25 protein-coding genes and 1 pseudogene are annotated in these 21,724 nt (G+C 68.4%); 19 read left to right on the top strand and 7 right to left on the bottom strand.

From position 1 onward, the window contains the following. Nucleotides 1–17: 17 nt before the first annotated feature. On the bottom strand, nucleotides 18–1,184 hold the full coding sequence (locus tag EGY25_RS02490; protein WP_135193487.1) for a TonB C-terminal domain-containing protein: 1,167 nt from the start codon (nucleotides 1,182–1,184) through the stop codon (nucleotides 18–20). 734 nt (nucleotides 1,185–1,918) lie between these two features. Between EGY25_RS02490 and EGY25_RS02485 the strand changes: the two genes are divergently transcribed. Next, complete coding sequence (locus EGY25_RS02485; RefSeq protein WP_209307948.1) at nucleotides 1,919–4,786, top strand: GAF domain-containing hybrid sensor histidine kinase/response regulator; 2,868 nt, start codon at nucleotides 1,919–1,921, stop codon at nucleotides 4,784–4,786. Between the two features lie 215 nt (nucleotides 4,787–5,001). On the opposite strand, the gene EGY25_RS02480 is transcribed toward EGY25_RS02485, so the two are convergent. Both EGY25_RS02480 and EGY25_RS02475 read right to left on the bottom strand, forming a co-directional pair. Then, nucleotides 5,002–6,036 (bottom strand): alpha/beta hydrolase, encoded by a 1,035-nt coding sequence (locus EGY25_RS02480; protein WP_245159308.1) that lies wholly within the window; start codon nucleotides 6,034–6,036, stop codon nucleotides 5,002–5,004. A 120-nt stretch (nucleotides 6,037–6,156) separates the two neighbouring features. Continuing rightward, on the bottom strand, nucleotides 6,157–7,974 hold the full coding sequence (locus EGY25_RS02475; RefSeq protein ID WP_135193486.1) for an ABC-F family ATP-binding cassette domain-containing protein: 1,818 nt from the start codon (nucleotides 7,972–7,974) through the stop codon (nucleotides 6,157–6,159). Nucleotides 7,975–8,058: 84 nt separating this feature from the next. Here EGY25_RS02475 and EGY25_RS02470 point away from each other — a divergent pair, with 84 nt between their 5' ends. The 5 genes from EGY25_RS02470 to EGY25_RS02450 all read left to right on the top strand — a co-directional run bounded on the left by EGY25_RS02470 (nucleotide 8,059) and on the right by EGY25_RS02450 (nucleotide 11,175). Next, on the top strand, nucleotides 8,059–8,637 hold the full coding sequence (locus EGY25_RS02470) for a TetR/AcrR family transcriptional regulator (RefSeq protein WP_135193485.1): 579 nt from the start codon (nucleotides 8,059–8,061) through the stop codon (nucleotides 8,635–8,637). After that, on the top strand, nucleotides 8,634–8,972 hold the full coding sequence (locus EGY25_RS02465; RefSeq protein WP_135193484.1) for a DMT family transporter: 339 nt from the start codon (nucleotides 8,634–8,636) through the stop codon (nucleotides 8,970–8,972). Before EGY25_RS02470 ends, EGY25_RS02465 begins: the two co-directional genes overlap by 4 nt. A gap of 40 nt (nucleotides 8,973–9,012) precedes the next feature. After that, nucleotides 9,013–9,465 (top strand): YcgN family cysteine cluster protein, encoded by a 453-nt coding sequence (locus EGY25_RS02460; RefSeq protein ID WP_135193483.1) that lies wholly within the window; start codon nucleotides 9,013–9,015, stop codon nucleotides 9,463–9,465. Between the two features lie 209 nt (nucleotides 9,466–9,674). Beyond that, complete coding sequence (locus tag EGY25_RS02455; protein ID WP_135193482.1) at nucleotides 9,675–10,031, top strand: hypothetical protein; 357 nt, start codon at nucleotides 9,675–9,677, stop codon at nucleotides 10,029–10,031. Then, complete coding sequence (locus EGY25_RS02450) at nucleotides 9,949–11,175, top strand: DNA-packaging protein (protein ID WP_135193481.1); 1,227 nt, start codon at nucleotides 9,949–9,951, stop codon at nucleotides 11,173–11,175. The genes EGY25_RS02455 and EGY25_RS02450 overlap by 83 nt, the downstream gene beginning before the upstream one ends. On the opposite strand, the gene EGY25_RS02445 is transcribed toward EGY25_RS02450, so the two are convergent. Both EGY25_RS02445 and EGY25_RS02440 read right to left on the bottom strand, forming a co-directional pair. Next, the gene (locus EGY25_RS02445) at nucleotides 11,162–11,581 is read right to left on the bottom strand and encodes a type II toxin-antitoxin system VapC family toxin (RefSeq protein ID WP_167762460.1); all 420 of its coding nucleotides are present in this window, start codon (nucleotides 11,579–11,581) and stop codon (nucleotides 11,162–11,164) included. The genes EGY25_RS02450 and EGY25_RS02445 overlap by 14 nt on opposite strands. Continuing rightward, nucleotides 11,578–11,850: a hypothetical protein gene (locus tag EGY25_RS02440; protein ID WP_135193479.1), complete on the bottom strand. Its 273-nt coding sequence runs from the start codon at nucleotides 11,848–11,850 to the stop codon at nucleotides 11,578–11,580. Before EGY25_RS02440 ends, EGY25_RS02445 begins: the two co-directional genes overlap by 4 nt. A 100-nt stretch (nucleotides 11,851–11,950) precedes the next feature. On the opposite strand from EGY25_RS02440, the gene EGY25_RS02435 reads away from it, so the two are divergent. The 6 genes from EGY25_RS02435 to EGY25_RS02410 all read left to right on the top strand — a co-directional run bounded on the left by EGY25_RS02435 (nucleotide 11,951) and on the right by EGY25_RS02410 (nucleotide 16,560). Beyond that, complete coding sequence (locus EGY25_RS02435; RefSeq protein ID WP_135193478.1) at nucleotides 11,951–12,238, top strand: spike base protein, RCAP_Rcc01079 family; 288 nt, start codon at nucleotides 11,951–11,953, stop codon at nucleotides 12,236–12,238. Next, the gene (locus EGY25_RS02430) at nucleotides 12,238–13,365 is read left to right on the top strand and encodes an SGNH/GDSL hydrolase family protein (protein WP_135193477.1); all 1,128 of its coding nucleotides are present in this window, start codon (nucleotides 12,238–12,240) and stop codon (nucleotides 13,363–13,365) included. Before EGY25_RS02435 ends, EGY25_RS02430 begins: the two co-directional genes overlap by 1 nt. 38 nt (nucleotides 13,366–13,403) lie before the next feature. Continuing rightward, nucleotides 13,404–14,474 carry an acyltransferase family protein gene (locus EGY25_RS02425; RefSeq protein ID WP_135193476.1) on the top strand — a complete coding sequence of 357 codons (1,071 nt, stop codon included), beginning with the start codon at nucleotides 13,404–13,406 and terminating at the stop codon, nucleotides 14,472–14,474. Nucleotides 14,475–14,605: 131 nt separating this feature from the next. Then, on the top strand, nucleotides 14,606–15,778 hold the full coding sequence (locus tag EGY25_RS02420; RefSeq protein WP_135193475.1) for a phage portal protein: 1,173 nt from the start codon (nucleotides 14,606–14,608) through the stop codon (nucleotides 15,776–15,778). Nucleotides 15,779–15,865: 87 nt separating this feature from the next. Beyond that, nucleotides 15,866–16,099: a hypothetical protein gene (locus tag EGY25_RS02415; protein ID WP_135193474.1), complete on the top strand. Its 234-nt coding sequence runs from the start codon at nucleotides 15,866–15,868 to the stop codon at nucleotides 16,097–16,099. A 20-nt stretch (nucleotides 16,100–16,119) separates the two neighbouring features. Continuing rightward, nucleotides 16,120–16,560: an HK97 family phage prohead protease gene (locus tag EGY25_RS02410; RefSeq protein ID WP_209307982.1), complete on the top strand. Its 441-nt coding sequence runs from the start codon at nucleotides 16,120–16,122 to the stop codon at nucleotides 16,558–16,560. Here the strand turns inward: EGY25_RS02410 and EGY25_RS02405 are convergent. Together EGY25_RS02405 and EGY25_RS02400 are read right to left on the bottom strand one after the other, a co-directional pair. Next, on the bottom strand, nucleotides 16,547–17,341 hold the full coding sequence (locus EGY25_RS02405; RefSeq protein ID WP_135193473.1) for a hypothetical protein: 795 nt from the start codon (nucleotides 17,339–17,341) through the stop codon (nucleotides 16,547–16,549). The genes EGY25_RS02410 and EGY25_RS02405 overlap by 14 nt on opposite strands. A gap of 10 nt (nucleotides 17,342–17,351) precedes the next feature. After that, complete coding sequence (locus EGY25_RS02400; protein ID WP_135193472.1) at nucleotides 17,352–17,990, bottom strand: hypothetical protein; 639 nt, start codon at nucleotides 17,988–17,990, stop codon at nucleotides 17,352–17,354. Nucleotides 17,991–18,035: 45 nt separating this feature from the next. On the opposite strand from EGY25_RS02400, the gene EGY25_RS02395 reads away from it, so the two are divergent. The 7 genes and pseudogenes from EGY25_RS02395 to EGY25_RS02365 all read left to right on the top strand — a co-directional run bounded on the left by EGY25_RS02395 (nucleotide 18,036) and on the right by EGY25_RS02365 (nucleotide 21,655). Further along, the gene (locus EGY25_RS02395) at nucleotides 18,036–19,262 is read left to right on the top strand and encodes a phage major capsid protein (protein WP_135193471.1); all 1,227 of its coding nucleotides are present in this window, start codon (nucleotides 18,036–18,038) and stop codon (nucleotides 19,260–19,262) included. Between the two features lie 189 nt (nucleotides 19,263–19,451). Next, a complete protein-coding gene (locus tag EGY25_RS02390; RefSeq protein WP_135193470.1) occupies nucleotides 19,452–19,715 on the top strand; it encodes a head-tail connector protein in 264 nt (87 codons plus the stop codon). Beyond that, nucleotides 19,712–20,008, top strand: coding sequence for a phage head-tail adapter protein (locus EGY25_RS02385; RefSeq protein ID WP_135193469.1), 297 nt, complete (start codon nucleotides 19,712–19,714; stop codon nucleotides 20,006–20,008). The genes EGY25_RS02390 and EGY25_RS02385 overlap by 4 nt, the downstream gene beginning before the upstream one ends. After that, nucleotides 20,005–20,430 (top strand): DUF3168 domain-containing protein, encoded by a 426-nt coding sequence (locus EGY25_RS02380; RefSeq protein WP_135193468.1) that lies wholly within the window; start codon nucleotides 20,005–20,007, stop codon nucleotides 20,428–20,430. Before EGY25_RS02385 ends, EGY25_RS02380 begins: the two co-directional genes overlap by 4 nt. Before the next feature lie 79 nt (nucleotides 20,431–20,509). Next, nucleotides 20,510–20,785, top strand: a pseudogene (locus EGY25_RS16720) (phage major tail protein, TP901-1 family); the annotation flags it as partial. 176 nt (nucleotides 20,786–20,961) lie between these two features. Continuing rightward, a complete protein-coding gene (locus EGY25_RS02370; protein WP_245159306.1) occupies nucleotides 20,962–21,138 on the top strand; it encodes a phage tail assembly chaperone in 177 nt (58 codons plus the stop codon). Beyond that, nucleotides 21,128–21,655: a phage tail tape measure protein gene (locus EGY25_RS02365; RefSeq protein ID WP_135193467.1), complete on the top strand. Its 528-nt coding sequence runs from the start codon at nucleotides 21,128–21,130 to the stop codon at nucleotides 21,653–21,655. Before EGY25_RS02370 ends, EGY25_RS02365 begins: the two co-directional genes overlap by 11 nt. The last annotated feature ends 69 nt before the right edge of the window (nucleotides 21,656–21,724 follow it).

Here is a 21,724-nt window from a genome sequence, read left to right as displayed (position 1 = left end):
CTTGGGAAGGCGCGGCGTCAGTCGGCCGCGTTGTCGGACGTGGGAGAGGCCACGTCGCCGGGACTGTGGGAAAGGACATAGCGGACGGGCGCGACACAGCGAATGCCCGCGTCGAACCCGGAGTCGGCCCGACTGGTGCGAACCACGCGAATGCCGCCGTCGCCGAACGCGGCGGCGGGCTGGGCGTCAATGACCCCCACGTTGCCCACCTCACCCCAGCTGGCGAGGTCGAACCGCACGCGGGCCCAGCCCTCGATCCCGCGATCCCTGAAAGCCTGAGGGTAGGTTTCCGGCGTCGCGCGCGCCTGGAAGCGCGCGCCGACTTCGGGGGGACAGTTCTGCAGCGGATCGTCGCTGGTTTGCTGCATCACCGGCGCGGGCAGGTTTTCGCCGTTGCGATAGAAGTTGAACACGCAGCCCTTCAGGGGAGCCCCGCCCTCGACCACGGTTTCCGAAAGGGCGCGTCGCGTCTCGGCGTCGAATGCCGTGTCGCCGGACGAGCCAAGGGTTTCGACATCGACGGAGCGTCCGTCAGCATCCACGCCCCAGCGCACGACGGTCCAGGACCGGCCGCCAGGCGGCGGACGTTGTCCGATCTTGTAATCTGGATAGCTGACGACGCGGGGCGCGCGACCGCCTCTGCGCTCTCCTCCGCAGTTGGCGTCTGGCCCGGCGAGACGAGCGGCCACAGCGTCACGGATAAGGCCGCGCGTACGCGTAACGGCGAAATAGCGCAGCAGATCGCCTGTCGTCGCCTCAATGAGAGGCTTGAAGGCGTAACGGATCGTCAGGGTGCAGTCACGACGAGGGCCATCGAAGCGCCAGGCGGCGAGAGCGGCCTGTTCATGCTGCGAGGCAATGTCGGTCGGGATGATAACAGGGATGGGGCCAAGCGTTGCAGCTTGAGGCACGCGAATGTCAAAAGTGCGACCCGTGTCATCGACGCTGAAGGACAGAGAGACGGCCGCCCGGTTCGGTCGAGACGGGCCGGTGGTTTCCACGCGCAGATCGTCGGAATAGGTCGGCTGAACCGCTTCGCCGTCACATCGGATGTCGGTCGAGGGAATCTGAAACAGGACCTGATCGGGCGATGTCCCATTTTGATGGCGGATGACCGGCGCTTGCGCCAACGCCGAGGTGGTCATCGTCAGGGTCAGGCCGAGGCCGAACAGGGCTGCGCGCATGAGTGTCTCCATCTGCACTTCATGGGTGCATCTGGCGCGTCGGCTGTCTAGCGGGATTTCGTGAAATCCAACCCCAATTGAGCGAGGGGACGAAGCGTGCGGGCAAGCCCGTGCTCTTCGTCCCCTCGCCAAGTCCGGGTTGGACTTGGCCGTCTGGGTCAGGGCCTTGGCGTCAGCGCCGTTTCGAGCGAACCCGAAAGGGCGGTCGGCTGTGTCCTGTCGCGCTCCTGGTCTTGGGCGTCCCACGGCATTGCGTCCGCGTCGTCCGTCGATCCCGATCCGGTTCTCTCGTTCCTTGTCGATCCGGAGACCGTCGAGGACTGGAGCCTGGATCCCGCCTGTCGCACGTTACGATCCGAAGATCGCCCGATCGCGCCGGGTCGGAGAGCCGGGCCGGTTCGCTTGATGTCCGGGGTCTCCCCTGGATTTCCGCGCCGCCGTGTCCCTTGGCCTGTTGACGTTCGGACGAAAGCGGCTATCAGGCAAGCGTCCGAATTCGCCCCGATGTGCACGACTGGCCCGGCGGCGGTGGACAAGCCTGTGAACATCGGTGGACGGATCAAATTCGCTTTGGCGGATCAGCGGTTTGTCTTGTCCACAAGAAGACGGTGATGCGGGCTTATGTTCGGCGGCGGACACATTGCGCTGCAACCGCCCGGCGCGCTTTGGGTTCTGTGATCAGCGGATGAAAGTCCTTGGGGGAATGTTTGTCCATCACCGGGTCTGGCCACGCCTTGTCTAACGGTATCAATCGCGGGCAGCTGGCCCATATGTTCGCCCATGCGCCGGGGTTCATGGCGCTGGTCACGGGACCCGAGCATCGGTTCGAGCTGACCAATCCGAACTATCAGAAGGTGATCGGCCATCGCGAGGTGATCGGGCGGACGGTCGCCGAGATGCTGACCGACGCCGTGGCGCAGGGCTATCTGGACCTGCTGGATCAGGTCTATCGCACGGGCGAGGCGCACCGGGCCGACAGCGCGCTTTACGCCGTTCAGGCCGAACCCGGCGGCGACGTCGTGGACCGCTACGTCGATTTCGTCTTCCAGCCCCTGAAGGAAGACGGTCAGGTCTGGGGCATCTTCATCCAGGGCATGGACGTCACGGATCGCCACCGCGCCGACCAGGCCTTGGCGGCCAGCGAGTCGCGATACGGCGCCCTGTTTGCCGCCATGGCGACGGGGTTCTGCGTCATCGAAATGAAGTTCGACGAGGCGGATCGCCCCATCGACTATTGTATCGTCGAGGGCAACCAGGCCTTCGAGGCGATGACGGGCCTGGTCGATCCCTATGGCAAATGGGTCAGCGAGATCGCGCCGGGGCTGGAGCAGCACTGGTTCGACCTGTACGGCCGCGTCGCGCGCACGGGCGAGCCGGCGCGGTTTGAAAATCCCGCCGACATCTTCGGTCGCTGGTACGATGTGCAGGCGCTGAGGATCGGCCAGCCGGGCGCCTATCAGGTCGCGATCCTGTTCAACAACATCACCGAGCGCAAACAGAGCGAGGCGCGCCAGAACGCCCTGCTGGAGCTGAACGACGCCATCCGCGACCTGACCGACGCCGGCGAGATCGCCCAGGCGTCCGCCGAGGTGCTGGCCCGCACCATGGGCGTCAGCCGCGCGGGCTACGGTACGGTGGACACCGTCGCCGAGACCATCACCATCGAACGCGACTTCAACCAGCCGGGGGTGAGCAGCATCGCCGGCGTCCTGTCGTTCCGCAACTACGGCTCCTACATCGAGGACATCAAGCAAGGGCGGACGGTGGCGATCGACGACGTCGCGCGCGATCCCCGCACCGCCGACACGGCCGAAGCCTTGAAGGCCATCAGCGCAGGCTCTTTCGTCAACATGCCGCTGATGGAACAGGGGCGGGTGGTGGCGATGGTCTTCGTCAACCATGCGACGGCGCGTCACTATACCGACAGCGATCTTCAGCTGATGCGCGACGTGGCCGAACGGGTGCGGATGGCGACCGAGCGCGCCCGCAGCGAGGCCGCCCTGCGCGACAGCGAGGCCCAGTTCCGGGTCTTCGCCCAGGCCACGCCGAACCAGATCTGGGCCAGCTGGGCCGACGGGTCGCTGTATTGGTTCAACCCCCAGGTCTATGCCTATACCGGGTTGATCCAGGGCGCGCTGGACGGGACGGACGGGTGGGGCCAGATCGTCCATCCCGATGACCGGGAGAAGGCGGCTGTGCGCTGGTCGCAGGCCCTGGCGAGCGGTCAGGTCTATGAGGCGGAGTTCCGCATCCTTCGCCACGACGGCGTCTATCGCACCTTCATGGTGCGGGCCGAGCCGGTCCATGACGAGGAGGGCCGGATCACCCGCTGGGTCGGCTCCAACATCGACATTGAGGATCTGCGGCGCCAGTCGGCCGAATTGGCGCGGTTCAACGAGACGCTGGAAGACCAGGTCGCCGAACGCACCAGCGCCCTGATGAAGGCCGAAGAGGCGCTGCGTCAAAGCCAGAAGATGGAGGCGGTGGGCCAACTGACCGGCGGCATCGCCCACGACTTCAACAATCTGCTGGCCGGGATCAGCGGCAGTCTGGAGCTGATCACCAACCGGATCGCCCAGGGTCGGTATGGCGATGTCGAACGGTTCACCGCGGCGGCCCAGGGGGCGGCGAAACGGGCGGCGTCCCTGACGCACCGGCTGCTGGCCTTCTCGCGGCGTCAGACGCTGGATCCCAAGCCGACCGATCCCAACCGGCTGATCCGCGGGATGGAGGACCTGATCCGGCGCACGACGGGGCCGGGCATCGATGTCGAGGTGGTGGCCGGCGCCGGCCTGTGGCCGGTGATGATCGACGCGCACCAGCTTGAGAATGCGGTGCTGAACCTGTGCATCAATGCGCGCGACGCCATGCCGAACGGCGGGCGGCTGACCATCGAGACCGGCAATCGCTGGATCGATGCGCGCACGGCCAAGGCCCAGGACCTGGACCCCGGCCAATATGTCTCCATCTGCGTCAGCGACACCGGCGGTGGCATGGCGCCCGAGGTGGCGGCGCGGGCGTTCGAGCCCTTCTTCACCACCAAGCCGCTGGGCGAGGGGACGGGGCTGGGGCTGTCGATGATCTATGGCTTCGTGCGCCAGTCGGGCGGGCAGGTGCGGATCTATTCCGAACCCGGGCAGGGGGCGCTGATCTGCCTTTACCTGCCGCGTCACTTCGGCGAGGTCGAGGACAGCGATATGGTTTCCGAGGTCGAACAGGCCCCGCGCGCCCAGGCCGGCGAGACGGTCATGGTCGTGGACGACGAGCCGACGGTGCGGATGCTGGTCGCCGAAATCCTGCATGAACTCGGCTATCAGTGCCTTGAGGCGGCGGACGGGGCGGCGGGTCTGAAGCTGCTGCAGTCCGGGGCGCGGATCGACTTGCTGGTCACCGATGTGGGCCTGCCCGGCGGAATGAACGGGCGCCAGATGGCGGACGCCGCGCGGCTGGAGCGGCCGGACTTGAAGGTGTTGTTCATCACCGGCTATGCCGAGAATGCGGTGGTCGGAAACGGCCACCTGGATCCCGGCATGCACGTCATGACCAAGCCCTTCGGCATGGAGGCCCTGGGCAGCCGGATCCGCGAGTTGATAGAAAGCTAGAGAACTCGGCTGAGTTGACGAAAAGGGGGATCAAAGCGGTCACGACGATCACAGCGAGCACGACGGCGTTATGCTGGATCGGAAAATCTTGACGGCCTGCGGCGGCGAAGCCGCAGAGTGATCGACAGCTTGGCCATGGAGTGGGGGAGCCGACGCGGCTTCGCTCCCGTCGTGATCTCGTCGTGCGCGTTGTGGTGAACGCCTTCCGGGCCGCCCTAGAGTTTCGCATCCAGCCAGGCGCGGATCGCTCTGCGCGCGCCCCGGGCCGCCGGGCCGCCGAAATGCAGGAAGCCGTGCGGGGTCTCGGGCACGCGGATCAGGTCGGCCTGCGACGCCTCGCCCCAGCGGGTGGCCATCAAGAGACTGTCCTCGAACAGGGGGTCGTCCTCGCCGGCGATGAACAGGGCGGGCGGAAGGCCGGTCAGGTCGGCGTAGAGAGGCGAGACGTCGGGCCGGCGAAGGCCCGCCTCGTCGCGGTCGGGGGCCAGCCGGGCCAGGTCGGCGCGCATGGTCGGGCCGTTGAACAGCAGGGTCTCTGGCCCGGCCGAGCGCACGCTTTCCGTGCCCGACAGATCGAAGACGCCGTAGGTGAAGACGCAGCCCTTCACCAGGTCGATCAGTCCTTGGTCGCGCAGGGCCACCGCCGTCAGGGCCGCCAGATGCCCCCCGGCGGATTCGCCCGTCAGGAACAGGGTCGAGGCGCCCAGCCGATCGACATTGGTCACGGTCCAGTAGGCGGCGGCTAAACAGTCGGCGATGGCGGCGTCGATGTAGATTTGGCGACGCTCGGACAGCAGGCGGTAATCGACCGAGACGACGCAGAAGCCGTGGTGGGCCAGATGGGCGTTCAGCCGATCGTTCAGCCCGGCGCTGCCCAGCACCCAGCCGCCGCCGTGGATGTCCAGAATGACGGCGCGGGGCGTGCCCGTGGGATGCAGGATGCGCAAGGGAACGGGATGGTCGCCGTCGGTCTGGATGATCTCGACCGTGACGCCGCGCTTGCGAAGCCGGGGGACCGTGACCCGCCCGGCGGCGGCGTCCAGCCACAGCGACAGCCGCTGGCCCGCATCGATCCGCCAGCCGTCGGTGCGCAGTCGCGGCGCGCGGGCCAGGACGGCGTTGATCCGCCGCACCGCCGCCTGCTGGGGCGGGGCGAATTCAACGAGGTGGGTGCGCAGGGTCATGAAGCTTGAGTGTGCGGCGGCGGATTTGGTTTCAAGGGGGACCGCGCCTCGCTTGAACTTCGTCATCCTAGGCCTTGTGCCTAGGATCCAGACTCCCGGTGTCGACGGGGTGCGTCGCTTCTCCGACGGAGTCTATGGATCCTCGCCACAAGGGCGAGGATGACGGGTGATGGAGATGGGGGTTGGTCACCCCGCCAAGGCCGCCTTCTTCTCTTCCAACTCCAGCCATTCCAGTTCGGCGCTTTCCAGGTCGGCGCGGGCCTTGTCGGCGGCCTTCATCGTGGCGTCGAAGGTCTTGGGGTCGCGGGCGTAGAGGCCGGGGTCGGCCAGCGCAGCATCATGTTTTGCGATGGTGGCGGGCAGTGCGTCGATCAAGGCTTCCAGCTCCTTCAGGCGGTGGGCGTCCTTGAAGGTCAGCTTGCCGGCTTTCTTGGGGGCGACAGCGGCTGGTGCGGCCTCGGCGGCGCGCTGGGCGGCGGCCTTGTCCTGGGGGCGGGGGTTGGAGCCGGGCTGGAGGAAGCCGGGGTTCTGGCGGATGAAGTCGGTCCAGCCGCCGGGGGTCTCGACGATGTCGCCGCGCCCGTTCAACGCCAGGGTCGAGGTGGACAGGCGGTCGATGAAGTCGCGGTCGTGGGAGACCAGGATCAGGGTGCCGTCATAGCCCTCCAGCAGCTCTTCCAGCTTGTCCAACGTGTCCATGTCCAGGTCGTTGGTCGGTTCGTCGAGGATCAGCAGGTTGGCGGGCTTGGCCAACGCCCTTGCCAGAAGAAGGCGGTTGCGCTCGCCGCCCGAGAGGGTCGAGATCGGCTGGCGCAGCTGGGCCTCGGAAAACAGGAAGTCCTTGGCGTAGGCGGCGACGTGTTTGGACACGCCGCGCACCAGGATCGAGTCCCCGCCGCCCGGCGTCAGGGCGTCCCAAAGGGTCATGTCCGACTTCAGCCCCTCGCGCGACTGGTCCAGATAGACGGACTCCAGGTTGGAGCCCATGCGGACCGTGCCCTCGTCAGGCGGCAGTTCGCCCAGCAGGGTCTTGACCAGGGTGGTCTTGCCCGCGCCGTTGGGGCCGACGATGCCCAGGCGGTCGCCGCGGATGATGCGGGTGGTCAGATCCTTGAACAGGGTGCGGCCGTTGAAGCCCTTGGACACGCCCTTGATCTCGGCGACCAGCTTGCCCGACGTGCCGCCGGAATCGACGCCCAGATAGAGCTCGCGCGGGGCGTCCTTCATCTTTTCGGCCCGTTCGGCGCGAAGGGCGTTCAGCGAGCGGGCGCGGCCCTCGTTGCGGCTGCGGCGGGCGGTGATGGAGGAGTAGAAGGTGGCGGTCTCGCGCTCGATGGTCTTGGTCAGGCGACGCAGGGATTCGGCCTCCTCCTCCATGACCTTGGAGGACCATTCGTCGAACTCGACGAAGCCCTTGCTCAGGGTGCGGACGCGGCGGCCTTCCAGCCAGTGGACGGTGTTGGTGACGCGGTTCAGGAAGGCGCGGTCGTGGCTGACGACCAGCAGGGCGAACCGGGCCTGGATCAGCTCGTTCTCCAGCAGTTCGATGGCCAGGATGTCGAGGTGGTTGGTCGGCTCGTCCAGCAGCAGCAGGTCGGGCTCTTCGGCGAAGGCCTTGGCCAGGGCGGCGCGGCGGGTCTCGCCGCCGGACAGGCCTTGGGTGGATTTTTCGGGGTTCAGGCCGAAGGTGGCCAGCCAGGATTCAGCGGTCCAGCTCTCGGCCTCGCCGGAGGAGGCGTAGTCCAGCAGGGTCTCGCCGGTGATGACGGGTTCCTGCGGCACATAGGCGAAGCGGACGGCGGACTGGACCGAACGGTCGCCGCTGTCGGGCTCGATCATGCCCATGACCACCTTCATCAGGGTGGACTTGCCGGCGCCGTTGCGGCCGACGAGGGCGGCGCGGCTGCGCGGTTCGACCGCAAGATCGACACCGTCGAAGAGGGGGCGCTGGCCGTCCTGAAGACGGACGTCCTTGAGTGCGACGAGGGGGGGTCTGGCTGCCATGGGCGGCCATATAGAGGAGGGGAGGCCGAACCGCCATCGGCGTTCCAAATTTGACAGTTACCGTCCGGTTGGTATGTCGCGGTCATGGACACGATCACACGCCGCCGCGCGCCCGACGACACCCGCGCCGAGATCATCGATAAGGCTCTGGAGGTCGCCGCCGAGCTGGGGGCGTCGGGCTTTACGCTGGATGCGGTGGCGGCCCGGACGACGGTCAGCAAGGGGGCCGTGCTGCATCACTTTCCGACCAAGGTCGCCCTGCTGGAAGGGATGATCGACCATCTGGGACAGATGCATACCGACGGCATCCTGGCCGAGGCGGCGCGCGATCCCGAACCCTATGGCCGCAATGCGCGGGCCTATCTGCGGGCCACGGTGACCGAGCCGGTGACGCCGCAGGACGTCAGCATCGGCCGGGTGGTGATGGCCGCCTGCGCCATCGAACCGTCGCTGGCCCGACGCTGGCGGACCTGGGTGGATCGAGTGAAGGTGGACGATCCCAGCGATCCGGTCGGGGCGGACGACGCCCTGATGCTGCGGTTGCTGGCCGACGGTCTGTGGGTTTCGGACCTGTTCGGCATCCATGAGGTCTCCCCGGAGCAGCGGCAGGCGCTGCTGTCGCTGCTGACGCCCGGCCATCCGATCACGGCGAACGACGCATGAGCCCGGTGACCTGGGCGGCGCTGCTGGGCGCCATCATGCTGGAAGTGGCGGGGACGACCCTGCTGCAGGCCTCGCAGCAGTTCACCAGGGTCTGGCCGACGGCGGGGATGGCGGCCTGCTACGGCCTGGCCTTCTACCTGCTGTCGATCGCGCTGAAGCAGATGCCGGTGGGGATCGCCTATGCGATCTGGAGCGGGCTGGGGGTCGTGCTGATCTCGGTGATCGGAGCGGTGGTCTTCCGCCAAAGGCTGGACCTGCCGGCGATGGCGGGTCTGGCGATGATCGTCGGCGGGGTGGTGGTGATCAACCTGTTCTCCAAGACGGTGGGGCATTGAGGCTGTGACAATCGGCGGCGCGGCGCGTATGAGGCGCGCCATGAAGCCCTACTGGGAAACCAAGACCTTGGCCGAGATGTCGCCTTCCGAGTGGGAGGGGCTGTGCGACGGGTGCGGGCTGTGTTGCGTGATCCGGTTCGAGGACGAGGATACGGGCGACGTCGTTCCGACGCGGGTGCACTGCAAGCTGTTCGATTCCCAGGCCTGTTCGTGCTCGGACTATGCGAACCGCAAGGCGCAGGTGCCGGACTGCATCAAGCTGACGCCCGGAAACATCCAGGCGCTGGGGTGGATGCCCCTGTCATGCGCCTATCGCCGGCTGCACGAGGGGCGGCCGTTGGCGGGGTGGCATCATCTGATCTCGGGCAGTCGCGAGACGGTGCATACGGCCGGGGTGTCGGTGCGGGGGCAGACGATTTCGGAGCTGTCGCTGGCCCAGCCGGAGGATGCGCTGGACTTCGAAGCGCCCGAATGGATGCTGGAGCGGGGCTGAGGCTGCTAGGGTAGGCCCCGCCAGCCAGCGCAATGACGCTGGTCGAAGTCTTTAGAAAATAAATCGTTGGCGAATTATGTAGGCGTTCTTCCGGCCTGAGGACGCTGCTGCGCTATGGTTTGGGCATGACGGGAAATCGGGATGACGGAGAGGGCGGCGGTGGCGGCGCTCCTAGCACAGCTGCGGCCTGCGCCGGGTGGCTGGAGCCGATGTTCCTGATGCTGAAGGCCAAGATGGAAGAGGCCGCGCAGAAGGTTTGCAAGACAGAGATCGAGGACGCGGCCGCAGCCGAAAAGGTCGCGCGCCAGATAGGCGTGATTGCGCGCTCGGCCAAGGCGGTCGAGGCGATGCGGCTGCTGTGCCTGAGCGACAACGAAGAGGACGAGATGGGTGGACGAACCTACGACCCCGCAGACGACGAGCGAATCCGAGGAGAACTGCTCGTCGAATACGAGCGGCTCGACCGCATCATCGAGAGAAAGGATGCTGAAGCGGCTGAGCGGGCAAGAGCTAAGGCTGAAGCGCAATCATGCGCGCCTGCTGGACCACCAACACAAGCCGCGTGATCTCGACCTGCGGACCTGGCTTCTGCTGGGTGGGCGAGGGTCAGGCAAGACCTTCGCCGGATCAGTCTGGGTCGACAAGATGGCCCGGAAGTTGTCGGGCATCACTATCGCCCTGGTCGGCCCCGCCTTGCACGATGTGCGCGAGGTGATGGTGGAGGGGGCGTCGGGGATCAAGGCGCTGGCGGAACCGGGCGACCGGCCGCGCTGGGAGGCGGGGCGGCGGCGGCTGGTGTGGGACAATCAGTCGGCGGCCTATGCGTTCTCGGCCGAGGATCCCGACAGTCTGAGAGGGCCGCAGTTCCATGCGGCCTGGGCCGACGAGTTCTGCGCCTGGCGCAAGCCTGAGATGGTGCTGTCGAACCTGAGATTCGGGTTGCGGCTGGGGGATGAGCCGCTGCTGGCGGTGACGACGACGCCCCGGCCGATCCCGGCGCTGAGGCGGCTGATGGCCGAGGCGGGGACGGTGACGGAGCGGGCGGCGACGGCGCTGAACGCGCAGAACCTGTCGCCCGGCTTTCTGGCGCATCTGCACGACGTCTATGGCGGGACGCGGCTGGCGGCGCAGGAGTTGGAAGGCCTGGTGGTCGAGGGCGAGGGCGCCCTGTTCCGCATCGAGGATCTGAAACGGGCCAGGGGCGCGCGGCCGGTCGAGCTGGAGCGGGTGGTGGTGGCGGTCGATCCGCCGGCGACGGCGGGCGGCGACGCCTGCGGGATCGTGGTGGTCGGTCGCAAGGGTCGGCAGGCCTTCGTGCTGGCCGACCGGACGGTGCGGGGGCTGTCGCCGGGCGGCTGGGCCGGGGCGGTCTGTCAGGCCGCGCGGGATTATGGGGCGCACGAGGTGGTCGCGGAGGGCAATCAGGGCGGGGACATGGTGCGCGCGGTCTTGAGGACCAACGACTGTCCCGCGCCGGTGGAGATGGTGCACGCCTCGCGGTCCAAGGCGGCGCGGGCCGAGCCGGTGGCCCTGCTCTACGAACAGGGGCGGGTGGTCCATTGCGAGGCCTTTCCCGCGCTGGAGGAAGAGATGCTGGCCCTGGGGTGCGAGGGCGGACCTAGCCCGGATCGGGCCGACGCCCTGGTGTGGGCGGTGTCGCGGCTGATGCTGGGGAAGGCGTTGGAGGGGCCGAGTATCAGAAGACTATGACGCCTGATGTTTGGGGGTGTCGCTGTGTGGATGCGCGCAAGGGGCCGTCGGCGCTGATCAGGGGCACGTCCAACGCCAAGGCTTGGGCCACGAGGATGCGGTCCCACGGATCGCGGGCGTCTATGGGCAGGTTGGCCGCACGCCAGGCGACATCCGGATCGATTGCAAGCAGGGTGAAGCCGAGCTGAGGCAGGGCGGCCGGCATGTTGCGAGGCATGCGGTGCAGAAGAGCGTCTGTCGCTCGACTGCCTCCGCGACGACGCTTGTTGTCGATTTCGAAGATGCTGACGACGCTGACATAGATCGGTTCTGAAGGATCAATCCAGGATCGGGCGGACGGCGTCATCTGGGGCTGATCGAACAGGCTCCAGATCAAAACGTGCGTGTCGAGCAGGACGCCGCTCAACGATAGAGATCGTCTTCGTCGGCGGCTTCGGCCGCTTCTATGAATTCCGGATCGGGCTGGAGGAAGACATTGGCTTCCTCGTCCGTCAGCGGGCCGAGGTGAGCCAAAGCCCCGAAACGAAACCGGGGCGTCTCAGGGACCGCCGCGGCGCGTATGACGGCGACCGCCTGGCCGTCGCGGGACAGGACGATTTCCTCGCCGTTCTCGGCCTGGGCGGCGAGTTCGGCCAAGGTAGCGTGCGACCGGGCAATATCGACGTGGATCGTCATGGGCGAAGATTAGCACGCGCCGGGCGGCGGGGGAATGTCGCCCGGCCTGCCCCTTCCACGAGGGGGAGGGGGATTCATTTTTATCATTCAGGAGAGAGACATGCCGGCCATTCCCGAGCGGGACGGATTGCTGAACCATGGGCGCGATGCGAGCGGGCCGGCGCGGCGCGCGGCGGCGGTGACGCCCAGCGATGCGGTCGATCTGACCAGTTACGCCAAGGCGCTGTATGTCGGGGCGGCGGGCAATGTCCGTGTGCTGACGGTCGGGGGTGAGGATGGGGATGCGACGACGTTCGCCAACCATCCGGTGGGCTGGTTGCCGGTGCAGGTGCGCCGGGTTCTGGCGACCGGGACGACGGCGACGCAGATCGTGGCGGCCTTCGACTGATGTCGGGCGTCGAGATCGGAGCGGCGACGGCGGCGCCGGGCGGGGTGCTGGGGCGGTCACGGTTTTCCGTGCCCGACCTGCCGGCCTGGTCGGCGGCGGTGCGGACGATGCAGGCGGGCGGGCGCGAGGCGCGGCTGCTGTGCATCGGCGACAGCGTGACGCAAGGGTTTGGCGGTGTCTCCGGCGGCTGGACGCCGAACGGTCGGGCGGGGGCCTGGCCCGAACGGCTGGCGGCGATGATGAGCGGTCGGGGGCTGCCGGCCTCGGCGGCGTCGGTGGCCGGAGCGGGGGCGGCGGACGGAGCGAGCGGCGGCTATTCGGCCTATGATCCGCGCCTGACGCTGGGCGCCGGGTGGGGCGTCAATGCGCTGACGGGGATGGGGGGCAAGCTGTTCTCGGGCGCGGGTTCGTCCACGGGCGTCTGGAGCTTTCAGCCCGACGGACCGGTGGATCGGTTCGACCTGTGGGCCGTGACCAATACGGCGCTGGGGGTGATGACGGTCGAGACGGACGGCGTGGTGCGCGCGAGCGTGAACACGACCAAGCCGGCGTCGATGGAGGTCGCGACCGTGGCCTTTCCCGAGACGAGCGGTCCGGTGACGGTGCGCTGGGCCTCGGGCGGGGCGGTGTTCATCGCGGGCGGGGTCGCGTGGCGGTCGGACGTGCGACGGGCGCGGGTGATCAACGCCGGATGGGGCGGGGCGAAGGTGGCGGACTGGATCACGACGGACCAGCCGTACCGAGCCTATGGATCGATCCCGGCGGCGGCGCCCGATCTGTCGGTCGTCTGTCTGACGATCAACGACTGGAACGCGGGGACGGCGACGGCGACCTACAAGGCCGGGCTGGGGCTGCTGGTGGATCGGTGCCTGACGACGGGGGACGTGCTGCTGATGACGGGATGTCCGTCGGACCCGGCGCAGGGCAAGGCCAGCTATGCCGCCCAAGGCGCGATCCGGGATGCGGTGTTTGAAGTCGCGGCGGCGCGGGGATTGGCGGCGCCCATCGATGGGACGGCCCTGTTCGGCGGTGGTTTCGCCGGCGGGTTGATGTTCGATGCGGTTCATCCCAATGCGGCGGGTCAGGCCAGGATCGCCGAGGCGGTGAGGGCGCGAGTGATGATCTGAGGTTGTCGGGCCTGCGCGCGCGGTGTTAACCGTGGCGGATGGGGGAGCGGTTTTACGGGGTGCAGGGGCTGCGGTTCGCGGCGGCGACGGCGGTGGTCGTCGCCCATGCGCTGGACCTGGCGGGGACGCGGCTGGGGCTGGAGACGGCGTTGGCGGGGAGTGCGCTGGAGGATTTCGGCGCACTGGGCGTGGATGTGTTCTTCGTCATCAGCGGCTTCATCATCGCCACGACGACGCGGGGGCAGACGGGTTTAGCGGCCGCCGGCGACTTCCTGTGGCGACGGTTTCGCAGGGTGGCGCCGATCTACTGGCTGCTGTCGCTGCCGATCCTGATCGGGATGGCGCGGGGCGGAACGCTGAGCCCGGAGGTGGCGGCGGCGACGTTTCTGTTCTGGCTGTTCAGCGGACGGGAGATGACGTTTCCGGCGTTGGGGCCGGGGTGGACCCTGTGTTTCGAGATGCTGTTCTACGCCGGGTTCGGGTTGGCGATGGCGGGCGGACGACGGGTCGGGTGGGGGCTGGTCGGGGCCTATGCGGCGATGCTGGCGGCCGGCTTGGTCGTGGCGGCGCCGGTGCTGAGGTTCTGGGGCGCGCCGATCGTTCTGGAGTTCTTGCTGGGTGTGGGGATCGCGTCGGTGTGGCGGAGGACGCCGCGAGGGACGGGGCCCTGGGCAGTCGGACTGGCGCTGGCCGGGTTTGGGCTGAGCCTGGTCGTCGGCTATGGCGGGATCGACGATGTGCGGGCGCTGAACGATCCGTGGAACGGGTTGAGGCGGGTGGTGATCTGGGGGCTGCCCAGCGCGCTGCTGGTGTTCGGCGTGGTGCGGATGGAGCGGACGGACGCGGCGCCGGGGCGGTTGGAGCGGGCGGCGGCCTTCATGGGGGATGCGTCCTATTCGATCTATCTGACGCATGTGCTGGTCATCCGGGCGCTGGGGCGGCTGTTCGAGAGCGGTGTGGTCGCCATGCCGGGGGATGCGGTGGTGGTGCTGACGGTGTTCGCGAGTTTGGCGGCGGGGGTCGCGGTGCATCTGTGGGTGGAGCGGCCGATGTTGAGGCTGCTGACACCCTCTCCCAGAGGGAGAGGGCTTGAGCGCCCGAGCGCGTAGCGGTCGGACTTGCGCGAAAGGGTGAGGGGTTACGCTGTGCGATTTTGGTCCACACCGTAACCCCTCATCCGGCCCTGCGGGCCACCTTCTCCCTCAGGGAGAAGGAAAGAAGGAAGTTCAGGGAGATTGCGATGGTTTCGATCCGGTGGCCGTTCGGCCAGGCGGGGCGTGTGCGTGCGCCTGAAGCGAAGGAGAGCCGCGCGGGCGGGGTGATCGCCCTGTCGGGGGTGGGGCGGCCGCGGTGGACGCCCAACGACTACGCCAGCCTGGCGCGCGAGGGGTATCAGAAGAATGCGGTGGCCTATCGCTGCATCCGCATGATCGCCGAGGCGGCGGCGGCTGCGCCGTTCGCGGTGTTCGTGGACGGGGTGCGGAACGACGATCATCCGCTGGCGAAGCTGATCCGCCGGCCCAATCCCGAACAGTCGGGGGCGGAGCTGATGGAGGCGGTCTATGGGGCGCTGCAGGTGTCGGGCAACGCCTATGTCGAGGCGACCGGCGATGCGGACGGGGACGGGGCGCCGGACGAGCTGTGGGCGTTACGGTCGGACCGGGTGAAGGTGGTGCCCGGCCGGTCAGGCTGGCCCGAGGCGTGGGACTATTCCGTGGACGGACGTTCGGCTCGGATCGGGCGCGCGGCGGACGGCTGGGCGCCGGTGATGCATCTGAAGCTGTGGCATCCGCTGGACGACTGGTACGGGCTGTCGCCGATGGAGGCGGCGGCTCAAGGGGTGGATGCGCACAATGCCGCCGGGGCCTGGAACAAGGCGCTGCTGGACAATGCGGCGCGGCCGTCGGGGGCGCTGGTCTATGGGGCGCGCAACGGCGAGCGGCTGACGGACGGGCAGTTCGAGGCGCTGAAGGACCAGTTGTCGAACGTCTACGCCGGGACGACGAACGCCGGGCGGCCGATCCTGCTGGAGGGCGGGATGGACTGGAAGCCGCTGAGCCTGACGCCGGCGGAGATGGATTTCACGGCTGGCAAACATGCGGCGGCGCGCGAGATCGCCCTGGCGTTCGGCGTTCCGCCGCAGCTGCTGGGGATACCCGGCGACGCGACCTACGCCAACTATCGCGAAGCCAATGCGGCCTTCTGGCGACAGACGGTGATCCCGCTGGTCAGGAAGGCGGCGGGGGCGATGACGGGCTGGCTGGGCGAGCGGTTCGCGGGGTGCGAGGTGCGGGCGGACCTTGATGCGGTGTCGGCGCTGCAGCCCGAGCGGGACGCCCTGTGGGCGCGGCTGGAGGCGGCGAGCTTCCTGACGGACGAGGAGCGACGGCGGATGGCGGGGTTGGGGGCGTGAGCGGTGATTGGTGAGTCGTGAATGGTGGTTCGCCTGCACTCACGATTCACGGCTCACGATTCACGAAAGCGAACGGAGAGAGCGACAATGACCGAACATCAAATCCGGCGCGTGCCGACGGCGCTGCTGATCGCCGTGGCGGTGCAGACGGTCGGCGGACTGGTCTGGGCAGGCGGGGCGGCGGCGCGGATCGGCACGCTGGAGCAGCGGGTCGGGGAACAGAGGCTGGTCGCCGAACGGCTGGCGCGGCTGGAGGTGCAGGGCGAGGCGACGGCGGCGGCCGTGGAGCGGATCGAGCGGCGGTTGGAGGGCGGGGCGTGAGTGGTGAATCGGGATTGGTAATTGGGCGCAGGCCTTCACGGCTCACGAGTCACGACTCACCCCTTCGGATCGAAGGCTACGCCTCCCTGTGGGGCGTGGCGGATCTGAACGGGGATGTGGTGCAGGCGGGGGCCTTTGCGGACAGTCTGGGCAAGACGGGGGCCGAGAGCGTGCGGATGCTGAACCAGCATGATGCGCGGGCGCCGGTCGGGGTCTGGGAGCAGATCGTGGAGGATGCGCGCGGCCTGTTCGTGCGCGGACGGATCGAGGACTGGTCCGCCGAGGCGCGGTTCGCCGGGGCGTTGAGCCGGGCGGGGGCGATGGACGGGCTTTCCATCGGATACCGCACGGCGCGGGCCCGGCGTCAGGGGCGGCTGAGGGTGCTGAGCGCGGTGGAGCTGTGGGAGGTGTCGCTGGTGACGTTTCCGATGCTGCCGGGCGCGCGGTTCAGTTTGGCTTGAGGGCTTGGAACACGCCGTTGCGATCCAGGCTGTCGGCGATGTCGGACATCATCACGCGGCCCTTGGGGTTGTGGATGTAGCGCAGCGCCCAGGCGGCGACGATGGCGGCGAAGATCCAGCCGAGATGCAGGACGAACTGGGCGAACAGGACGAACAGCACAGCCAGCGCATAGGCGCCGAGATAGACCAGGGCCAGCTTGCCGGCGCGAGAGGCGGTGGGGTTGGAGGCGCTGGCGAGGATTTCGGTCAGGTTGGGCGCGGCGGCGGGCGCCGGGGCGGGGTCCGCAGGCTTGGCGGCTGAGACCGGCAACCTGGTCGGGGTTTGAGCCTGTGGGGCCGGTCGGGCGGCGGGTTTCGGCCTCGGAGCGACGGGGTCGGGGGCGCGCCGGGCGGGGCGGTAGAGGACGGATTGGCCACGGGCGTCGACGGTGAAGACCTCGCCGAAGGGGGTGCTGGAGAAGTCGATGGCGCGGGTGTCCTGACCATAGCTCTGGCCGTGCAGGGCAATCAGCCGGCCCTGACGCAGCTCGATTTGGAAGCCGATGGGATCGGGCAGGTCGCCGACCATGACATGGACCGTGCCGAACAGGCCGGTGGCGTCCGGGTTGCGTGTCGCGCGGTCCGCATCGACGACGATCCGGGAATAGAGGCCGGCGCCGGTGTTGCGACGCAGGCCCGGCGAGCTGGACGCCGCCTGGGTCGCCAGATCGGGGACGCTGTCGCCCATCTGCCAGACCATGGCGTCCATGACGGCGCTTTCGAGCGGCGTGAGGTGGGACATCAGGCGGGCGTCACAGGGCGGGGAAGGGATGGCGGCCGGAAGTCGAGGCCTCGGCGACGTAGTGGCGGTGCATCTGATTCAGTCGGCCGAGCAGAAGCAAGACGACAAGCGATAGAGCGAGGAATGCGAATACGGGCCAGTAGGGCAAGGGCGGCATGTCCAGACGGCGCGAGAGTTCGCCCATCGGATCATCAATGAAAATCATGGCGGCCAACAGAACATAGACAAAGAGGCTTAACACCAGCGGCGTTTGCGAAAGAGGCTTGGGCAGGGGCGCGCCCCAGAAGGCGACCGCCACCTGCACGTAACGCGGCAGAGTTTCGACTGGCGGATTGTCGGCGATGCGAAGAGTTTCGCGGAGTGAAACCACATCGGTTTCGTCGGACATTTGCACGCGTTGCAACGGAGACAGGCCGCGAATGCGGGCTCGCTTCTGTCGACGGCCGATCATCCCGAGGGCCCAATAGGTAGCAAGGCCTGCGCACGACAACAAAAACGGAAGCGCAGAAAGCCAACCCGAGATCGGGCCTACATAATGTTTGACCAAGGCGATGAGGAAGAGCGGCGCCAGCGGCGCCGCTACCCAGGCGAGCTTGAGCAGCCAGAAGCGCTGCAGGCCGTCTAATAATTTCGAGGTCGTGTCGGTCACGCCTCGACCCTAACCGCAACAGGCGGTTCTTCAACCGGAGACACCATGAAAGAGACCAAACAGGCTTCGGGCACTCCCGAGGCGCGCGCTGTCGTGCATGAGATGATGGCGGCGTTCGAGGCGTTCAAAGGGGCGAACGACGCCCGCCTGGGCGAGATCGAGAAGAAGGCGGCGGCCGATGTGCTGCTGGAGGAGAAGGTGGCGCGGATCGATCAGGCGGTGGCGGCGGCTCAGGCACGACTGGATCGGGTGATGAGCCAGAGCCGGCGTCCGGTTATCGGGGGCGAGCCCGTGGAGCCAGCGTCTGCGCCGGAGGCGAAGGCGGCGTGGGACGGCTATCTGAAGACCGGTCAGTCGGGCGCGCTGGAGGTCAAGGCGGGGCTGTCGGGCGGGGCGACTTCGGGCGGCTATGTCGTGCCGTATGAGACCGAGCGGGCCATCGAGCGTCGGCTGATGGCGGCCTCTCCGATGCGCGAGATCGCCACGGTGCGCACGGTGGCGGCGGGCGTGTTCAGAAAGCCGGTGTCGACGGCCGGGGTGGCTTGCGGCTGGGTGGCGGAGACGGCGGCGCGGCCGGAGACGGACCCGGCGACCTTGGCCCTGCTGGAGTTCCCGTCGGCCGATCTGTACGCCAATCCGGCGGCGACCCAGGCGTTGCTGGACGACGCCATGGTCGATCTGGACGAATGGCTGGCGGCCGAGGTCGAGGACGCCTTTGCGGCGCAGGAGACCCAGGCCTTCGTAGGCGGCGACGGGGTGAACAAGCCCAAGGGTTTCCTGACCTATCCCACCGTTGCGGATGCGGGCCAGGGCTGGGGTCAGATCGGCTATGTCGCGTCGGGCGCGGCGGGCGGGTTCGCCCCGACCAGTCCGGCGGACCGGCTGATCGACCTGGTCTATGCGCCCAAGGCCCAGTACCGGCCGAACGGGCGCTTCGTGATGAACCGCAAGACGGTCTCGGCCGTGCGCAAGTTCAAGGATGCGGACGGCAACTATATCTGGCAGCCGGCGACGCGGCTGGGCGAGACGGCGTCGCTGCTGGGCTATCCGGTCACCGAGATCGAGACCATGCCGGATGTGGCGGCGAACAGTCTGTCGATCGCGTTCGGCGACTTTCAGCGGGGGTATCTGATCGTGGATCGGGCGGGGGTGCGGGTGTTGCGCGATCCCTATTCGGCCAAGCCCTATGTGCTGTTCTACACGACCAAGCGGGTTGGCGGTGGGGTGCAGAACTTCGATGCGATCAAGGTGATGAAGTTCAGCGTTAGCTGATGTGAGCTGATCGTCTCCTCCCTGTCGCGCAGCGACGGGGAGGTGGCGCGGCGCGTCTTTGCGCCGTGACGGAGGGGCTCTTCGACGCCTCACAGACGCCTGTGGGACTTCAAGAGCCCCTCCACCACTTCGTGGTCCCCCTCCCCATTGCATGGGGAGGAGACGTGATTTCTGACAATGGAGATTGCCATGGCGCAGCCGGTGACGGTGGCGGAGGCGAAGCTGTTTCTGAGGGTCGAGCATGAGGCCGAGGACGGGCTGATCCAGACCTTGATCGAGGCGGCGCAGGCGAAGGTCGAGGGGGATGTGGGGCTGGGCCTGACATCCACCTCGCCGGCGCCGTTGCGGCTGGCGATCCTGATGCTGGTGCTGCGGGCTTATGAACGGGGGGAGCCGGTGGCGGTGGAGCCGGTCGAGGGCTGGATCGCGCCCTATCGCGTGGTGCGGTTGTGAGAGTTCTCGCGGGGCTGTTTCAGCCGGTGGAGGCCGAGACGCCGTATGGCGGGAGCAGCGTGACGTTCGAGGCGGTGGGGTCGGCCTGGCTGAAGTGCGGGGCGCGCAGGCGGACCGAACGCGGCGAGGGCGATCAGAGACGGGCGGTCGAGACGATGGGCGCGGAGGCGCGGGCGGATCCGAGGCTGGCGGTCGGGCGGGTGCTGCGGTTCGGCGGGGCGGACTGGCGGATCGTGGCGATGGACAGCGGGCGTCCGGGGCGGGTGACGCTGGATCTGGAGCGGGTGCGATGAAGGATCATGAAAGCGCGCTGCAGAAGGCGGTGCTGGTGGCGCTGAAGGGCGATGCGGCGGTCGCGGCCCTGCTGGGCGGGCGGGTGTTCGATTTCGCCGCTATCGGGTCGCCGGATGAGGCCGCGTTTCCGCACCTGGTGATCGGGCGGTGCGAGAGCCGGCCGGTGGCGGCGGACGGGGGCGGGGTCGAGCAGAGGCTGACGCTGACGGGCGTGTCGCGGTTCGCAGGATCGGAGGAGGCCAAGGCGGTGGCGGCGGCGGTGCGGGCGTGTCTGCACGAGGCGGTGCTGGAGGCCGACGGTGTGAGGACGGCGACGCTGAGGGCGACGTTCGCGGATGTGTTTCGGGCGGGTGACGGGCGGCGGACCTATGCGGTAGTGCGGCTGAGGGCGGTGACGGAAGACGTGAGTGGTGACCCGTGAGTCGTGAGTGACGACGACGCCGGCCGGCACGCGATCACGCGTCACGACTCACGATTCACGACCAGAGGGAGAGACAGAGATGACGGCACAGGCCGGCAAGGACATGCTGCTGAAGATCGAGGGCGCGCCGGGCGTGTTCACGACGGTGGCGGGGTTGAGGGCGCGGACGATCTCGCTGAACGCGAAGACGGTGGATGCGACCGACGGCGACAGCGCCGGGCGGTGGCGCGAGCTGCTGGCGGGGGCGGGGGTCAAGTCGGCGGCGGTGTCGGGGCAGGGCATCTTTCGCGATGCGGCGTCGGATGCGCTGGTGCGCGAGGCCTTCTTCGATCAGGCGGCGAAGCGGTGGCGGCTGGGCGTCGATGGGCTGGCGGCGGTGGCGGAGCGGATGAAGGCGCTGTCGGCGAGGGATCTGATGGTGGTGCTGGCGGCGGTGTTGCGCGGGGGCGGGGAGACTGAGCCGGACGTGGCGGCGGTCGATCCGCGCGAGGCGGCGGTCGCGGTGGCGCAGGCGTTTGCGGCGGCTGCAAGGTGACGCCCTGGGGCGAGATGCTGAGGCTGGCGGCCGCGATGGGCGTGGCGCCGGAGGCGTTCTGGCGGCTGTCGCTGAAGGAGTGGCGGATGTTGACGCAAACGCCGCGCGGCACGGCGCCGCTCGGGCGCGAGGGGCTGGCGCGATTGATGGAGGGTTGGCCGGATGGCGGATGAGTTTGGGCCGGGCGGGATCGATCAGGTCGCGTTGAGAGCAGCGGAGGCCGGGGCGGCGCTGGAGGCGCTGAAGGCGCCGGCGCAGGACGCGGCTGACGCCATCGAGGAGGCGTTCGGGCGTGCGGGCGACAGCCTGACGCGGTCGCTGGCGCGGGCGGCGGCGGACGGGGAGGTGTCGCTGGCCGAACTGGCGCGGGCGGTGCTGAACGCGGTCAATGCGGCGGCGGGCTCTAACGGCGGAGGGCTGAGCGGCGCGATCCAGGCGGCGATGTCCAGCTTCGGCGGGGCGCGGGCGGACGGCGGGCCGGTGCTGGGCGGCGGGGCCTATCTGGTCGGAGAACGCGGGCCGGAGGTGTTCCGGCCGGCGGCGGGCGGCGAGATCGGGCCGGTTTCCGGCGGCGGCGGGGTGACGGTCAATGTGGCGGTGGACGGGGGCGCGCCGGGCCTGCTGAGGTCCGAGGCTCAGATCGCCCAGATGATGGCGAGGGCCGTCAGTCTGGGCGCGCGGCGGATGTGAGGCGTGACGGGTGAATCGTGAGCGACGGCGAGCAGAGCGGCGATGCGTCGCCTCCACTCACCCTTCACC

The sequence above is a fragment of the Brevundimonas intermedia genome, assembly GCF_004614235.1.
GTDB classification, from domain to species: Bacteria; Pseudomonadota; Alphaproteobacteria; order Caulobacterales; family Caulobacteraceae; genus Brevundimonas; species Brevundimonas intermedia_A.
Note: the sequence above shows the minus strand (reverse complement) of the source record. Positions and strands in the feature narration are given on the sequence as shown.